The following is a 14710-nucleotide window of genomic DNA, read 5'->3' on the forward strand; positions in this document are numbered from 1 at the left end:
AGTTTTTAAACTGATAGCGCGAGTAAGTGCTATCAAGAGCTACGAGCTCAAAAGTTTAAATAACTATCAAGTCAAGTACACTAACCAGGCTCAATCGAAAGGTTGAGTCAAGCGATCCTACGCGGGATCGCGGTAGCTCTTCGGAGCTACATGTTCCGGTAACGTTTGTCACCGGAGCGGGAAAAAAGAACAAGCTCTTGAAACAGTTGAAGCCTAGCTTCTTCTGGATCAAATCAAGCGCGAAAAGGGCGTTTGGTGGATGCCTTGGCAGTAAGAGGCGATGAAGGACGTGATACTCTGCGTTAAGCCATGGGGAGCTGAGAATAAGCTTTGATCCATGGATGTCCGAATGGGGCAACCCACCTGATATTCTATTATTGTTATCCGCAAGGGTAATCAATAGTAGGGTAAACCAGGTACTTTTAGTCTGAATACATAGGACTTTAAGAGCAAACCCGGGGAACTGAAACATCTAAGTACCCGGAGGAAAGGAAATCAATAGATACTCCCCTAGTAGCGGCGAGCGAACGGGGACCAGCCGAGCCATGAATGTGACTAGAACGACCTGGAAAGGTCGGCCAAAGCGGGTGACAGCCCCGTATAGGAAGCATGAATGGACGTATTAAGTAGGGCGGAACACGTGAAATTCTGTCTGAACATGGGGGGACCACCCTCTAAGGCTAAGTACTCCTTACTGACCGATAGCGCACTAGTACCGTGAGGGAAAGGTGAAAAGCACCCCGACGAGGGGAGTGAAACAGTTTCTGAAACCGGACGCCTACAATCAGTCGGAGCCTCCTTGAGAGGTGACGGCGTACCTTTTGTATAATGGGTCATCGACTTAGTGTATCTAGCAAGCTTAAGCCGTTAGGTGTAGGCGCAGCGAAAGCGAGTCTTAATAGGGCGATTGAGTTAGATGCATTAGACCCGAAACCGAGTGATCTAGGCATGACCAGGTTGAAGGTGCAGTAACATGCACTGGAGGACCGAACCCACACCTGTTGAAAAAGGTCGGGATGAGTTGTGCCTAGGGGTGAAAGGCCAATCAAACTCGGAGATAGCTGGTTCTCTGCGAAATCTATTTAGGTAGAGCGTCGGACGAATACTCTCGGGGTAGAGCACTGAATGGGTAATGGGGACTCACCGTCTTACTGATCCTAATCAAACTCCGAATACCGAGAAGTAATATCCGGCAGACACACTGTGGGTGCTAACGCCCATGGTGAAAAGGGAAACAACCCTGACCTACAGCTAAGGCCCCTAATTCATGGCTAAGTGGGAAAGCAGGTGGGACGACCAAAACAACCAGGAGGTTGGCTTAGAAGCAGCCATCCTTTAAAGATAGCGTAACAGCTCACTGGTCTAATTAAGTTGTCCTGCGGCGAAGATGTAACGGGGCTCAAGCCATGAGCCGAAGCTTAGGATGCATTTATTGCATGGTAGCAGAGCGTAGTGTGACATAGTTCCCATCCTCTTTTGCACCTTCGGGTGTAGTGGAGGATAAGGAGCTTTCTGTGAAGCCCGGGCGTGAGCCATCGGGTGGAGAGATCACTAGTGAGAATGATGACATGAGTAGCGACAAACAGGGTGAGAGACCCTGTCGCCGAAAGTCCAAGGGTTCCTGCTTAAAGTTAATCTGAGCAGGGTAAGCCGACCCCTAAGGCGAGGCCGAAAGGCGTAGTCGATGGGAACCAGGTTAATATTCCTGGGCCGTGAGGTGGTGACGGATCTCGAAGGTAGTTCTTCCTTATTGGATTGAAAGAGCTGCTTAGAGGTTCCTGGAAATAGCCCCTCTTTAAGATCGTACCCTAAACCAACACAGGTGGACTGGTAGAGAATACCAAGGCGCTTGAGAGAACCACATTTAAGGAACTCGGCAAAATACCTCCGTAAGTTCGCGAGAAGGAGGCCCGATTAGGACGCAAGTCTTGGTCGGGGGCACAAACCAGGGGGTGGCGACTGTTTACTAAAAACATAGGGCTCTGCGAAGTCGTAAGACGACGTATAGGGTCTGACGCCTGCCCGGTGCCTGAAGGTTAAAAGGAGGAGTGCAAGCTCCGAATTGAAGCCCAGGTAAACGGCGGCCGTAACTATAACGGTCCTAAGGTAGCGAAATTCCTTGTCGGGTAAGTTCCGACCTGCACGAATGGCGTAACGACTTCCCCGCTGTCTCAAATGTGGACTCAGCGAAATTGAATTGCCTGTCAAGATGCAGGCTTCCCGCGGTTAGACGGAAAGACCCCGTGCACCTTCACTACAACTTTACACTGGCATTAGACACAATTTGTGCAGGATAGGTGGTAGGCTTTGAAGCAGAGACGCTAGTCTTTGTGGAGCCTCCCTTGAGATACCACCCTAATTCTGTTTGATGTCTAACCGCGGTCCATTATCTGGATCCGGGACCCTGTATGGTGGGTAGTTTGACTGGGGCGGTCGCCTCCTAAAGAGTAACGGAGGCGCGCGAAGGTTGGCTCAGACCGGTCGGAAATCGGTCGTTGAGTGCAATGGCAGAAGCCAGCCTGACTGCGAGACTGACAAGTCGAGCAGAGACGAAAGTCGGTCATAGTGATCCGGTGGTCCCGAGTGGAAGGGCCATCGCTCAACGGATAAAAGGTACGCCGGGGATAACAGGCTGATACTGCCCAAGAGCTCATATCGACGGCAGTGTTTGGCACCTCGATGTCGGCTCATCTCATCCTGGGGCTGGAGCAGGTCCCAAGGGTATGGCTGTTCGCCATTTAAAGAGGTACGTGAGCTGGGTTTAGAACGTCGTGAGACAGTTCGGTCCCTATCTGCCGTGGGTGTAGGAGATTTGAGAAGAGTTGCCCCTAGTACGAGAGGACCGGGGTGAACGTTCCACTGGTGGACCAGTTGTCATGCCAATGGCAGTGCTGGGTAGCTATGAACGGACAGGATAACCGCTGAAGGCATCTAAGCGGGAAGCCCCCTTCAAAACAAGATCTCCCTGAGGGCCGAGGTAGACCACCTCGTCGATAGGTCAGAGATGTAAGTGCGGTAACGCACTCAGTTGACTGATACTAATTGCCCGATAGGCTTGATTTGATCCAGTAGAAGATAGACTTCTACAAACCTGACCCCCGAACGTAAGTTTGGTAAGGGTTCAGGCGGAATAATCAAAAGCTACACTTTTTTAAGTGAAACTAAATCTGATAGTTAAAACTGTGTGTTGTGTTTCTTTCTCGGTTTGGTGGTCATGGCACAAGTGAAACACCCGATCCCATCCCGAACTCGGCAGTTAAGCACTGTTGCGCCAATGGTACTGCGTCTTAAGACGTGGGAGAGTAGGTCGCCGCCAAACCTAGTAAGAAACATAACACGTATCTCTCAAACGATCCCTCAAATCCCAGAAAATACAGAAACTGGGATGCGAACTAAGGCAACAAGCCTAAGCGTCGCGGGATGGAGCAGCCCGGTAGCTCGTCAGGCTCATAACCTGAAGGTCGTCAGTTCAAATCTGACTCCCGCAACCAATAATTACTAAACATATCAACACGTTATGAACCCCGCTTGCGGGGCTTCTTGCGTTCGAAAAACAACACTGGAAGCACTGTGGAAGCATAAGGAAACGTTTGGAGGATTGTGGCTAAATTAATGCAGGTGGAAAACAACGAGGCCGTAGCGGCGGGCGAATGTGACGACATCTTGATTGAAGGCTAAATCCACTCAGGGCCATCATAGTCAAGGGTTGTGACTTAGGAAGCGTGTCGCTTTATTACGGCACGGTCCATCGCTTCAGATAATCGCTTGCGCATGAACTGCTTGAAGTTTCTCGCTTGAGGCATGATCTTTATTCCCTTTGCACCAAAGGTCTCTGATGCCCGCTTCAAGTAGCTATAAAATGTCCATGTTGCATAGTCATCGGGCGACCATTCGAGAGAGTCTACCCTACTATATCGTTGGCTAAAGTTTGAGTAATTGAAGGCATCTAATATTTCTTCTGCGGTCAAACTTGGGTGGGACTTTGAAAAACCGTTCGCGATGCCTTTTGCAGTACGGGCTACTTTGCAATATAGCCGCTATATTGTGCTGTCACGTACGTACACAAACTTGCCATCATACTGAAACCCTAAATATTCGAAACCGTTATGCCCCTGAAGGCCCTTGATGTGCGAAAACATCAACCCACTCTTCGATTTCTGAAACTCGGCAATGCAAGTTTTTTCCTGTTTGATAATTAGCTTTGAACCAGATTTTTTGATTTCTGCAATAGCAAGTTTTTCGGCTTCTTCCGCAACTCCATCTTCCGCAGGAATAATTAGCAAAATATCATCCGAATAACGCATATAGACGCCACCTTTAGATACTGCAAAGTCGTCAAGTGTTTTGTCACAGTCGGCCGTCATTGTCGTGACCAATGGAATCGGCATAATCTCACGTTTAAGTTCGCGACCAATGCAGCAAAGAAAAAACACTAGCGAACATTAAAATGACACCAACATAGGCAATATGAGGCATTCTAATAAGTGCCTGTAGTCCAAACGTGTCGTGGTAAATTGAGTACATTGCAAGGCCTGATAGCTGTGTGAGTGCGACTATGCGCAGCAAGCGGAAGTCAACCAATGCCGCAACAAAGAGCAACGATTCAGCTGGGAAGAAAAACCGTTCATGCATCTTAGGTAGGATAAAGGGCATTAACGCAGTTGAGATACATGCAAAATACAGGAGCGTGTGTGACGTAAACGGCGTTGCATAAACGCGCCATGAAATGAAACTGGCCACAAGCGTCGCAAATGCCAATCCAGATACCACAATTGCGGAATAATGGTGGGTGATTTTCTCCGGCGATCCCAGTATATCCATCAAAATCCAAGGATTGCCAGCATTCATCGACAGACGGGTAAATGTTTGGGCTTGATCGGCATATATCGTCAGAACATCGAAGAGCTCTCTCCCAGAAAGCAGATAGAGTGCATTCACGATTAAGTACACTGGCACGAAAAGCGCGACTGAAATAAGCAACTCTTTGGGCCACTTCAGTAGATACCCAAATAAGAACGGAGCAAAAAACACCGCCTGCAGTTTAAACGATACGGCGACCGCAAACATAAGTCCTGCCAACAATGGCCGCTCCCGTAAAACCGCAGCCATTGAGTATAAGATGAAGGCGGTGAAAAATGCGTCAGCTTGCCCCCAGCCGATGCCATTTAGCATAATTGTTGGAAGAAGCAGGTACAAAAGCCCAGCGTTCGTGCGGGCCATCCCAGACCACCCGAACGCAGCCAAACATAGGGTCACACCATAGGCGGCCATGCCGCTTCCGATAACTGAAGTGAGTTTGACAATCCCGAGTTCCGAGAGAAATGAATCCAACAAACTCACCAGTTTTAAGAAGGTAATGTAACCAGCGGTATAATTCGAGAATGGTGTGGCAAACACGTCGAACCCGTTGGACTGTAAAATAGCACGCAACCAAGGTACCAAATACTTGAAGTGGTCTGGTTGGGTCACAGGATATAATTTAGCGTACCACACAATCAAGCATGCTAGGGCGATCAAAGTGACATAGGCTGAATTCAATTTGTCCTCGAGCGAATGCGCGTCTTCCTGAAAATCTACCCTCTGTTCGGAGACCATTGCGTTTGTTTCATATTCCACGAAATCTGTTCTCCTCACTTAGGTGTCAAATTGGCCTGCCAGTCGATGACGACAAACAATAGACCCGTCCAAAAGCGCACAATACAGTGGACCCCTTACGGCCGGTCCCAAATACCCAAAGTGGACAACTTACGGATGTATCACGTTGAAAAGCGCGTCGGTTTGCAGGCCTCTCCGCTATAGATCGTTATTGGGCTATTGTCGTATTATAGTCGTAGTAATGCAACTCCGACAATTCTGAGATTTAAGGAGTAATCCGGCTAAGCCCCTCTCCAACCATATTCAATTATAATACAAAATTGACCGTCACAATTTTGCCGTACATAACCTATAGTTGTGCATACCAACTATTTTTCTAGCCAATTTATACTTATCAATGCTAACTAAAAATATGCATATGAAACCAAACGTAACCTATAGTTTTGTCATCCCTTTTATGAATGAAGAGGCGGTTTTGCCGTTACTGATGGCTCGGCTGATACCGTTGATCGACCAGCTCGACGGATTGAGTGAGGTTGTTTTTGTGGACGACGGGAGTCACGACCAAGGTGCTGCGATCATTGCAGAATATTGTATGAGTGACCCCCGCGTTAAGCTGGTTCGTTTGTCCCGCAATTTCGGGCATCAGATTGCGGTCACAGCTGGGTTGGATATGGTGGTGGGCCAAGCGGTCATTATCATGGACGCGGACCTACAAGATCCGCCGGAGTTTGTTTTGGAGTTGATTGAAAAGTGGCGCGAGGGCTACGAAATAGTCCATGCGCAACGCGGTGTACGCAGAGGTGAAACTTGGTTCAAAAAACTATCTGCCAACCTTTTTTATCGAACTTTGTCGCGATTGTCCTCGGTAGAAATCCCGCGGAATGTGGGAGATTTCAGATTGGTTGATGCGCGGGTTGTGCAAGCGATCAAATCGATGCCAGAACAAGACCGGTTTTTGCGCGGAATGTTTGCTTGGGTCGGATTTCGCCAAACCTTGGTTCAATATGAGCGCCTAGAACGCGGTGCAGGTGAAACTAAATACCCCCTAAAAAAAATGATGCGACTGGCAATGGATGGCGTGATCGGCTTTTCCGACGCCCCGTTGCGATTGGCCCTTTGGTTAGGGGCATTAGTCTCATTAGGGGCTTTGTGCTATGGGGTCTATATTTTTACCCTTGCGGTGTTCACAGATCAACTAATTGAAGGCTGGGCCTCGACGATTGTGGTCCTATCGCTTCTGTCCGGAATGAATTTGATGATTAGCGGCGTTATCGGGCTGTATGTAGGGCGTATCCATGCCGAAAGTAAGCAACGCCCTCTATACTTTATATCTCAAAGTATCGGGTTACTGGGCGAGGTGGAAGCCCGCAGACGCAATGAGGCCATGAATGACCAAGAATGAATTTGACGCCTACAGCGACAATTACACCGCCACTGTCGAGCAATCGATCAGCTTTTCTGGCTTATCGCATGGATTTTTTCAGCTTTCCAAGTCGTTGATGGTCGAAGATCTTCTGGCAATGCGCTTGAGTGATCGTGCCCAACCAACCCTGCTTGATGTTGGCTGTGGAGTTGGGGCTTTACACCCCCTGCTTTCCCCTATGTTCGGAGCCATTAATGGGGTGGATGTTTCCAAAGATAGTATTCTGATGGCGCAGGCGAATAACCCCAAAAATCTCTATCAGGATTATGACGGCCAAAGCCTACCCTACGCCGACGACAGTTTTGATATGAGCTTGGCTGTTTGTGTAATGCATCATGTGCCAACCGAGCATTGGGTCAACTTTCTTGCCGAAATGACCCGCGTAGTTGCCCCAGGTGGAATGGTTTGTCTGATAGAGCATAATCCGATTAATCCCGCTACCCGACTTTCCGTCGCGCGATGCCCTTTCGACGCGGATGCTGTTTTGCTCGGCGCGAGCCAAATGAAGCGACGTTTGCGCGATGCTGGTTTGGCGGATGTTTCAACACGGCATTTTGTGTTTCTTCCGTCAAATAATCCCTTTTTCCGAGGTTTCGAGCGGTATTTACACTGGCTTCCGCTTGGGGCGCAATACGCAGCAATTGGCCGTGTTTCATGAAAACAACAGCGTTAAGGGGACAAGCAATTCGATTCGCTGGTGTGGGCGTTATTGCGTCGGCACTTTACTTTATTGTTGCGACCTTGCTGAATGGCCTCCTGCATTTGGCAACCTTGCCGTCTTCGATCGTGGCTTACGCAATTGGGGCTATGTTTTCATACCTCGGCCACAAACGTTTGACCTTCGCGGGGGCACCCTACGGTTCTACTACGATACCCAAATTTATTGGCGCGACGATGGTTGGTTTGTTTCTTGCCTCAATCATTCCAGTTTTGCTGAATGATTATCGCCCGATAGTTTCCTTTGTCACAGTTCTGGGTGTTGTTCCTATATGCTCATTTCTAATGCTGAAATTGTTCGTCTTTCGCGCATGATCCGTGATCTAATAATTCCCGCCGTTATCATGGTAATTTGTGCCAACATTTTGGCCGGTACGATGTTGAATCACGACGTCAGCTGGTATCTGATATCCACGGGATGGTGGCTGGACGGCTTGCCAATCTATGACCAGATTATCGAGTTGAACCCGCCATTAGCCTTCTATCTAACGGCGCCTCCCGTCTGGATTTCCCGTCTAATAGATGTGTCTGCAATCACAACCTACAAAGCCTGTATCTTCGCGGCAATTATGATCTCGCTTGTTATGACGCGTGCATTGTTGTGCTCTTCGCCCTCAGTGTCTGCAGTCCATAGGCGCATTTTTCTCGCGGTTTCCGCCCTCAGCTTAACCCTGCTTCCATTGCGCGACTTCGGGCAGCGAGATCACATATTTGCGATCCTGTTTTTACCATTTTTGGCTATGCAACTTTCGCAAGTCGAATTTAGCAAGGTTACACGTGCGACAATTGCGGTATGGGCAACGCTTGGCACTGCACTGAAGCACTATTTTATTTTGATTCCGCTGCTTGTCTTGATCTACAAAATTGTCACCGAACGCAGTTTGCGCCCAATTCTGCGGGTCGAGTTCCTTTTGCCTATTGTGCTGTTGTTCGGATACGTCGTGGTTTCATATCTGTTGCATCCAGCCTATTTTGAACGGATCATGCCTTGGACGCTTGAAGTTTACGGCACATATGAAAAAAACTTTATGGCTGTTTTGAAGCCGGTCATTCCAATAATATGGATTCTTGTGGCAGCAACTAGTTTGGTTGCTATTACTCCGCAAAAAAACTCAGGGGCAGTCTTGGCGTTGATCGCGGCATTTGGCGCATTTGTGGTTTATCTTATTCAATCCAAAGGTTGGACATATCACAGCATTCCTGCATCAGTTTATGCGATGCTCGCTATTACCTGGGCAGGCTGTGAGTTGTCACGCGCACGCGCGCAACAATGGCCTTTGTCTTTTGCTGCATTAGCCCTAGCTGTTTTACTCGTGCCTGCTCTTAAATTCGGCCCTTACAAAAATTCTGTTTACAAAGAATTTTCTACCTATTTTGACTGCGAGCCAGGGCATCGTAGCTTTCAGGTTTTCAGCTCGAACGTCTGGTCTGGATTTCCTCTTGCGAATTTTGCTCAGGCAGAACCTGCCAACAGAGCACCAGCATTGTGGCTTTTCCCTGGTGCGGCATTTTATTTGAGCCAAACGAGCCAGCCAGACGAACAACAAAAGTACCGAGAAACACTAAAGGATGCCCGTGCATTGGTGCTAGATGATTTCTTTCGTACGCACCCGCAAATCGTGATCGTTGATACTTCTTCAAATAAATCCCATTTCAGCGGAGCGTCTTTTGACTATTTAGAATTTTTTCAGCAAGATGAGGCATTTTCATTGGCGTGGGCCGAGTATTACATTTCGGGAAAAGTTCTTCATTTTGAAGTGTACAAACGTGCGGGCTGTGATGGTTAGATGTACGTCGATTCAATATCGAAAGGACCTTTCCAGTCACTTTCTAAAGGATATTGGCTGTCATTTGTTCTGTGCGTCGGATACGTCAATTTATTAATTGAAGGCTGATCTAGCGCCGCTGATTGTGCGCTGGAATTATCAGTTGTTACCGTGCACTCTAAATACGACACCTCAGCGTTGTTCTGCAGCGCTGGTTACGGCCTCCCGCAACCAATAATTACCAAACATATCAACACGTTATGAATCCCGCTTGCGGGGCTTCTTGCGTTCGCAGTTTTGATGGTGCTGCAGCGGTGCTACGCTGGAGAGCAAACAATAGCTAAGATACTTCCCTTTAGAATCCGAACCGTGGAAGCAGACTGGAAACACGCGAAAACCGATTTCGCGATAAACACGCCGCAATTCCGCCGTCGGCACTGTCAGCCACGCAAGAGACTGATTTCTAAATGGGGGTGGTATTCATTTCCGGTTTATCGATCAAAGGCGCGAGGAAGTACTTACTCCATGAAGCTCATTAAAACGGATGATAATTTGCTGTCTGGGATAGCTACGATTTCTGTGGGTTGACCTTGTTTTGAGGCTTCAAGGGAGGCGAGCAAATAATCTGTTTGTGCCTGAATGCGAGCCAGACCGTTGGTCATATCGATTTCAGACATTGCAGCCTTGTTAGCGATCATTTCTTTTAGAAAGTAAGAGATATTGGACATTGCCTGCGCAATGTCGGAATGAATGATATCTTGGTCCCGCAATATAGTGTGTGCCATGGCAGATTTCCTACTAGAATTTGATATAAATTCGTTGAGAATAATTAATGGACAATTAATGCGAGTGAGGAAATTGCGTTGCGAGCAAGAACTTGCCAAATGTTAGCAACCAATGAGCGAATTGATGCCGGAAGGCTAGTGAATTGAGAGTTCTTCGACAGTGTTATGTACAACGCTTGAGGCTAAGGCAACGTCGTTTGATAGGGAAACACTGACCATTGCGCTCATGAGTATTTGGCTCGTTTCTGATAGACCAACATTCTCTGCCTGCATGGCTAAATCCATTAGTACGTTCGTAATCCAAGTTGGGTTTTCCATGTATAGCTCAGTCCTTAGTTGCTTTAGGTTCAATCTGTAGTTGTGGAGAGTAATGAAGCAAGTATTATTTAACAACTCACTAACGACCTGATGTGGATAGCTATTCTCCGAATAGTTGGTTGATTTATCTTTCAATTGTATCTTTCATGTCATGTCCTCACGAGGAACGCAGTGATCGTGATACATGATCGGATTGTCTGAAATAGATACAAAAGCGCCCGACCATGCGGATCGAGCGCTTTTGTATGGTCCGAGCGATTCTTATCGCTCAACCCGCAGCGATCTGTATTACCCGCATTCCTGTTTTGCCTTCGCGATTAAAGTTCATTGAGATATCACGCCGTCGCACTACGGGCTGCACCCGCCGTAATGCCGCCCCAAACCGAGCCTCTGATCGCAGGAAGCTGCGGCTGTCTTCCGTTAGCGCAGGAATGCCGTTGAGCAAGCAGGGCTGCGTCGCGTTAAACAACACTTCGTCGCTATCTGTGTGCAGATTGCGGGTGCCAAAACCACCGCCCGTTGCAATCCGACAGAAGGCATCGGCCATCTTAGGGCGGATGGTTGAGAGATTGTCAAAGCTCAGAACATGGTTGTGCATCGCGGCGATGACTAAATCTTGCTCAGAGTTGGGGTGCTGCGCGTACTGGGGCTTGCGGGATCGATCAGATCGCGCAGGGTTCGCGCGGTGGTACTTTTGGCGCTGCCTTGTTCGCCTGAAAGGATCAGAATGGGGTAGGGGCCTTCGGGATGGAAACACCCCAAGAGCCACGCCACCAACATTTGGAAATCCGCTTCCGTTTCCACATTCAAAAACTTGCGCAGCAGGTTGATCCCGCCCGGATGGTGTTCCGGTGTTGGAAGCGCTTGCATCGCGTGTGATCGACATATGTGCTATGATTTTCGTACAATCGATGGCTGCCCTTTCAGTAAAGAGATTGTCATAACGATGGCCAAGGCGCTCGGCGTATCAGTGACATTGCCCTCAGAGGAAATTGCGGCCGAGGAATACCGGGTGCCGACCGGCCATTTTGTTAAGTTTTATGATGTAGTCGGGTTCGATCTTGAAATGGCCATCGGGTTCGACCAGAATACGCTCCGTGCTTCCGGACGGCTTCTGGCACAGTTTCAAATCAAGGATGCAAGCATTACGCATGACATCCACGTCAACGGCGAGTATTTTGATATGATGAATTTCGAATATCGCTACGGCGAACTGCTTGGTGTATTCCCTAGTTGTTTGGTCCCAGCATTTGGTGGATCGGATTTAGTATGAATCGATCTGGCTCTGCAGTCCAGATTTTGCAGATGTATTCGTAGGGCGTGAGACCGCTGAGTGCCTTGAGCCTGCGAGCGAAGTTGTATGCGTCCATGAAGTCGGCGAGGTGCGTGCGCAGCTGATGATGGCTGTCGTAATGGTATCTCTTCACTGTCGCGTGCTTAATCGTTCGGTTCATCCGCTCGACTTGGCCATTGGTCCACGGATGGTTTGGCTTGGTCAGGCGGTGTTCGATCCCATTTGCCTCGCAGAGCATTTTCCGCGAATATACTTTGTTACGGTTGCGAGGCTGCTCAGCGAGCTGGATGCCGTTATCGGTGAGGATCGTGTGGATCCGATAGGGGAGTTCCTTGAGCAGATGCTCGAGGAACTCTAACGCGGTCTTACGATCTGCCGTGCCCACGAGTTGCGTGACTGCGAACTTGCGGGTCCATTCAAGACCAACAAAGAGATAGAGCTTGCCCTCCACAGTTTGAACCTCGGCAATGTCGATATGAAAGAAGCCGATGGGGTAACGCTTGAACTCCTGGCGCTTCGGCTTGTCACCCTCGACATCCGGCAGGCGGGAGATGCCGTGCCGTTGAAGACAACGATGCAGCGCCGACCGGGTCAGATTGGACCTGTCACGGTTTGATGCCGCTCCTTTGATAGCATTTACTGCAACGAAGGAGACTGAGCATGGGACTGAAACGAACAGACGAATTTAGGGAAGATGCGGTGCGGATCGCACTGACCAGTGGGCTTACCCGAAAGCAAGTGGCTGATGATCTTGGTGTCGGTGTGTCGACGCTGAACAAATGGATCACAGCGTACCGAGACACGGATGTGGTGTCGAAGGAGGATTTGGGACTGGCTCAGGAGAATGGCCGGCTTCGACGTGAGAACCGTATTCTCAAGGAGGAAAGGGACATCCTAAAAAAGGCCACGGTGTTCTTCGCGAGCCAAAAGCCGTGAGGTTTAGGTTCATTCATTGCCCGGCAGTCGATATGCAGTATCGATGAGAGGGGAAGAACACCAATCTGCATTTTCCATTGGACGTATGTGCCATGTCATGAATGTCAGCGCACGCGGCTTACGGGCGTTCCGTAACCGTCCAGCCAGTCGCAGGCAGCGGTCTGATATGGTCACGTTGGCCCACATCAAAGAACAATCCCGTCTCAGTCTTGGCAGCTATGGCAGGCCGCGCATGACTGAAGAACTGAAAGAAGTTGGTTTGGACATCGGGCATCGCCGCGTCGGCCGTTCCCCTCTCATTGATTGCTTTGCAACCAACTGCCGGTCAGTGGATGCGCCAGAACGGCATATCAGTGATCAGAACGCGGAAACACAAGGCAACGACGGACCACTGCCCGGCAGGGTATGCGCAGTATGCCCGAGAGGAGGCAATCATAAGTTCAACATCGCGCCTAACTTACTGGATCGGAACTTTGTCGCTGAGCAACCAAACCAGAAGTGGGCAGCTGACATCACCTATATTTGGACGCGAGAAGGCTGGCTCTATCTTGCTGTGATCTTGGATCTGCATTCGCGCCGAGTGGTCGGTTGGGCTCCCTCTCATCGATACTGCGTTTCGACTGTCGGGCAGTGGTTAGTAACCGAATGAAACGCGATCTGGCCATCCGGGCATTGAACATGGCAATAGCCTTTCGGGCACCACCCAAGGGCTGTTTCCATCACACGGACCGGGGCAGCCAATATTGTTCCCACGATTACCAGAAGATTCTGCGCCTGCATGGCTTCAAGGTATCGATGAGTGGCAAAGGGAATTGCTATGATAATGCGGCAGTGGAAACGTTCTTCAAAACCATCAAAGCTGAACTGATCTGGCGCGACACTTGGGAAACCCGCAGGCAGGCTGAGATGGCGATTTTTGAATACATCAATGGGTTCTACAATCCGCGACGGCGCCATTCAGCACTAGGATGGAAAAGTCCCGTCGCTTTCGAACGGAAAGTGGCTTAAACGAGCACTTGGGGCAGCACTAAAGCGCGACAGGTCCAGATGCGGAATCGATGGCTAAAGCGCATAGAGGCAATCATCCAGCGGCAGCAGCGTATGCTGCCTAAATGCGACGATCATTGCCTCCTCAGCTTCGGTGAGAACGGTTGATCGCGGTTTCTTCGGCCCGGTCTTCAAATCCTCGACCGTCACACGCTTACGCCACTTCGCGACGGTTCTGGGATTCATGCCCAGCTCCTTGCTCAGCTGCGCGATCGAAGCTTGCGATCGCTGTATTGCAAGTCTAACGGCGTGCGTGGTCGTGGCGCTCCCGTGACAAACTTGTCCCATAATGCTTCCTTCCAAGCCTGAGAAAAGATCGCACCATTAAACCCTGGGATCAAACACCTAGCGACACCTTTTTATCTACTCTTTCCGAGTGGCGTCACTACTGGTCAGCACAGGTTCCGACCTAAAGTGGTAGATTATTTTGGGGATGACCTAGCCGTCGGCGCCAATGCGGTTGCTTCGACCTCGACAAGAAATTCCGCGCGGGTAAACCCAGAGACAATCATCAGGGTTGATGCGGGCTTCACCGCAAGCTCCGAAACCATCGCGTCGCGGACTTTCATATAATCCGCCATATGTTCGCGCGCCGTGACATAGGCGCTGAATCGCAAAATATGCGAAAAATCCAGCCCGTCACAGGCAAGGATTGCACGGATGTTTTCAAAGCAAATTTCTGCTTGCTCTGTAACCGTGGCAGGAACAGTGCCGTCCGCCGCTAATCCCAGCTGGCCTGATGTCAAAACTACGCCACCGCCTGAAACGCCGTGTGAATAACCGCCAAACGGAGAGGCAATGTTTTTTGGGGTGAGAGGCTTCATGG

General features: G+C 49.4%; 11 protein-coding genes, 1 tRNA gene, 2 rRNA genes and 3 pseudogenes. 9 read left to right on the plus strand and 8 right to left on the minus strand.

Annotated elements, in window-relative coordinates; translation table 11 throughout:
- Nucleotides 1–231 precede the first annotated feature (231 nt).
- The 3 genes from RC74_RS07515 (at nucleotide 232) to RC74_RS07525 (ending at nucleotide 3491) form a co-directional block, all read left to right on the plus strand.
- A 23S ribosomal RNA gene (locus tag RC74_RS07515) occupies nucleotides 232–3063 on the plus strand.
- 141 nt (nucleotides 3064–3204) lie between these two features.
- Nucleotides 3205–3319, plus strand: a 5S ribosomal RNA gene (gene rrf, locus RC74_RS07520).
- Between the two features lie 95 nt (nucleotides 3320–3414).
- A tRNA-Met gene (locus RC74_RS07525) sits at nucleotides 3415–3491 on the plus strand.
- 546 nt (nucleotides 3492–4037) lie between these two features.
- Here RC74_RS07525 and RC74_RS07530 read toward each other — a convergent pair.
- Complete coding sequence (locus RC74_RS07530) at nucleotides 4038–4364, minus strand: RNA-dependent RNA polymerase family protein (RefSeq protein ID WP_062628171.1); 327 nt, start codon at nucleotides 4362–4364, stop codon at nucleotides 4038–4040.
- Nucleotides 4365–4398: 34 nt separating this feature from the next.
- A complete protein-coding gene (locus RC74_RS07535; RefSeq protein ID WP_039004094.1) occupies nucleotides 4399–5616 on the minus strand; it encodes an MptA/MptB family glycosyltransferase in 1218 nt (405 codons plus the stop codon).
- A 397-nt stretch (nucleotides 5617–6013) separates the two neighbouring features.
- Here RC74_RS07535 and RC74_RS07540 point away from each other — a divergent pair, with 397 nt between their 5' ends.
- The 4 genes from RC74_RS07540 (at nucleotide 6014) to RC74_RS07555 (ending at nucleotide 9525) form a co-directional block, all read left to right on the plus strand.
- Nucleotides 6014–7000, plus strand: coding sequence for a glycosyltransferase family 2 protein (locus tag RC74_RS07540; RefSeq protein WP_218918118.1), 987 nt, complete (start codon nucleotides 6014–6016; stop codon nucleotides 6998–7000).
- On the plus strand, nucleotides 6987–7679 hold the full coding sequence (locus RC74_RS07545) for a class I SAM-dependent methyltransferase (protein ID WP_039004096.1): 693 nt from the start codon (nucleotides 6987–6989) through the stop codon (nucleotides 7677–7679). The genes RC74_RS07540 and RC74_RS07545 overlap by 14 nt, the downstream gene beginning before the upstream one ends.
- Nucleotides 7676–8053: a GtrA family protein gene (locus RC74_RS07550; protein WP_052275086.1), complete on the plus strand. Its 378-nt coding sequence runs from the start codon at nucleotides 7676–7678 to the stop codon at nucleotides 8051–8053. The genes RC74_RS07545 and RC74_RS07550 overlap by 4 nt, the downstream gene beginning before the upstream one ends.
- 119 nt (nucleotides 8054–8172) lie before the next feature.
- Nucleotides 8173–9525 carry a hypothetical protein gene (locus RC74_RS07555; protein ID WP_156477429.1) on the plus strand — a complete coding sequence of 451 codons (1353 nt, stop codon included), beginning with the start codon at nucleotides 8173–8175 and terminating at the stop codon, nucleotides 9523–9525.
- Nucleotides 9526–10022: 497 nt separating this feature from the next.
- On the opposite strand, the gene RC74_RS07560 is transcribed toward RC74_RS07555, so the two are convergent.
- The 3 genes from RC74_RS07560 to RC74_RS07570 all read right to left on the minus strand — a co-directional run bounded on the left by RC74_RS07560 (nucleotide 10023) and on the right by RC74_RS07570 (nucleotide 11477).
- Nucleotides 10023–10289, minus strand: coding sequence for a hypothetical protein (locus RC74_RS07560; protein ID WP_039004098.1), 267 nt, complete (start codon nucleotides 10287–10289; stop codon nucleotides 10023–10025).
- Nucleotides 10290–10875: 586 nt separating this feature from the next.
- Complete coding sequence (locus tag RC74_RS22605; protein ID WP_052275087.1) at nucleotides 10876–11205, minus strand: hypothetical protein; 330 nt, start codon at nucleotides 11203–11205, stop codon at nucleotides 10876–10878.
- A gap of 11 nt (nucleotides 11206–11216) precedes the next feature.
- Entirely contained in the window at nucleotides 11217–11477 is a 261-nt protein-coding gene (locus RC74_RS07570; protein WP_052275088.1) for a hypothetical protein, read from the minus strand.
- 76 nt (nucleotides 11478–11553) lie between these two features.
- Between RC74_RS07570 and RC74_RS07575 the strand changes: the two genes are divergently transcribed.
- On the plus strand, nucleotides 11554–11880 hold the full coding sequence (locus RC74_RS07575) for a hypothetical protein (protein WP_156477430.1): 327 nt from the start codon (nucleotides 11554–11556) through the stop codon (nucleotides 11878–11880).
- Here the strand turns inward: RC74_RS07575 and RC74_RS21665 are convergent.
- Nucleotides 11837–12499 (minus strand): annotated as a pseudogene (locus tag RC74_RS21665) (integrase core domain-containing protein); the annotation flags it as partial. The gene RC74_RS07575 and the pseudogene RC74_RS21665 overlap by 44 nt on opposite strands.
- Before the next feature lie 62 nt (nucleotides 12500–12561).
- On the opposite strand from RC74_RS21665, the pseudogene RC74_RS07595 reads away from it, so the two are divergent.
- Nucleotides 12562–13845 (plus strand): annotated as a pseudogene (locus tag RC74_RS07595) (IS3 family transposase).
- Between the two features lie 57 nt (nucleotides 13846–13902).
- Here RC74_RS07595 and RC74_RS07600 read toward each other — a convergent pair.
- A pseudogene (locus RC74_RS07600) lies at nucleotides 13903–14172 on the minus strand (helix-turn-helix domain-containing protein); the annotation flags it as partial.
- Between the two features lie 134 nt (nucleotides 14173–14306).
- Complete coding sequence (locus RC74_RS07605; protein ID WP_038999898.1) at nucleotides 14307–14708, minus strand: RidA family protein; 402 nt, start codon at nucleotides 14706–14708, stop codon at nucleotides 14307–14309.
- Between the last annotated feature and the right edge of the window lie 2 nt (nucleotides 14709–14710).

It is taken from the genome of Falsihalocynthiibacter arcticus (assembly GCF_000812665.2).
Lineage (GTDB): Bacteria > Pseudomonadota > Alphaproteobacteria > Rhodobacterales > Rhodobacteraceae > Falsihalocynthiibacter > Falsihalocynthiibacter arcticus.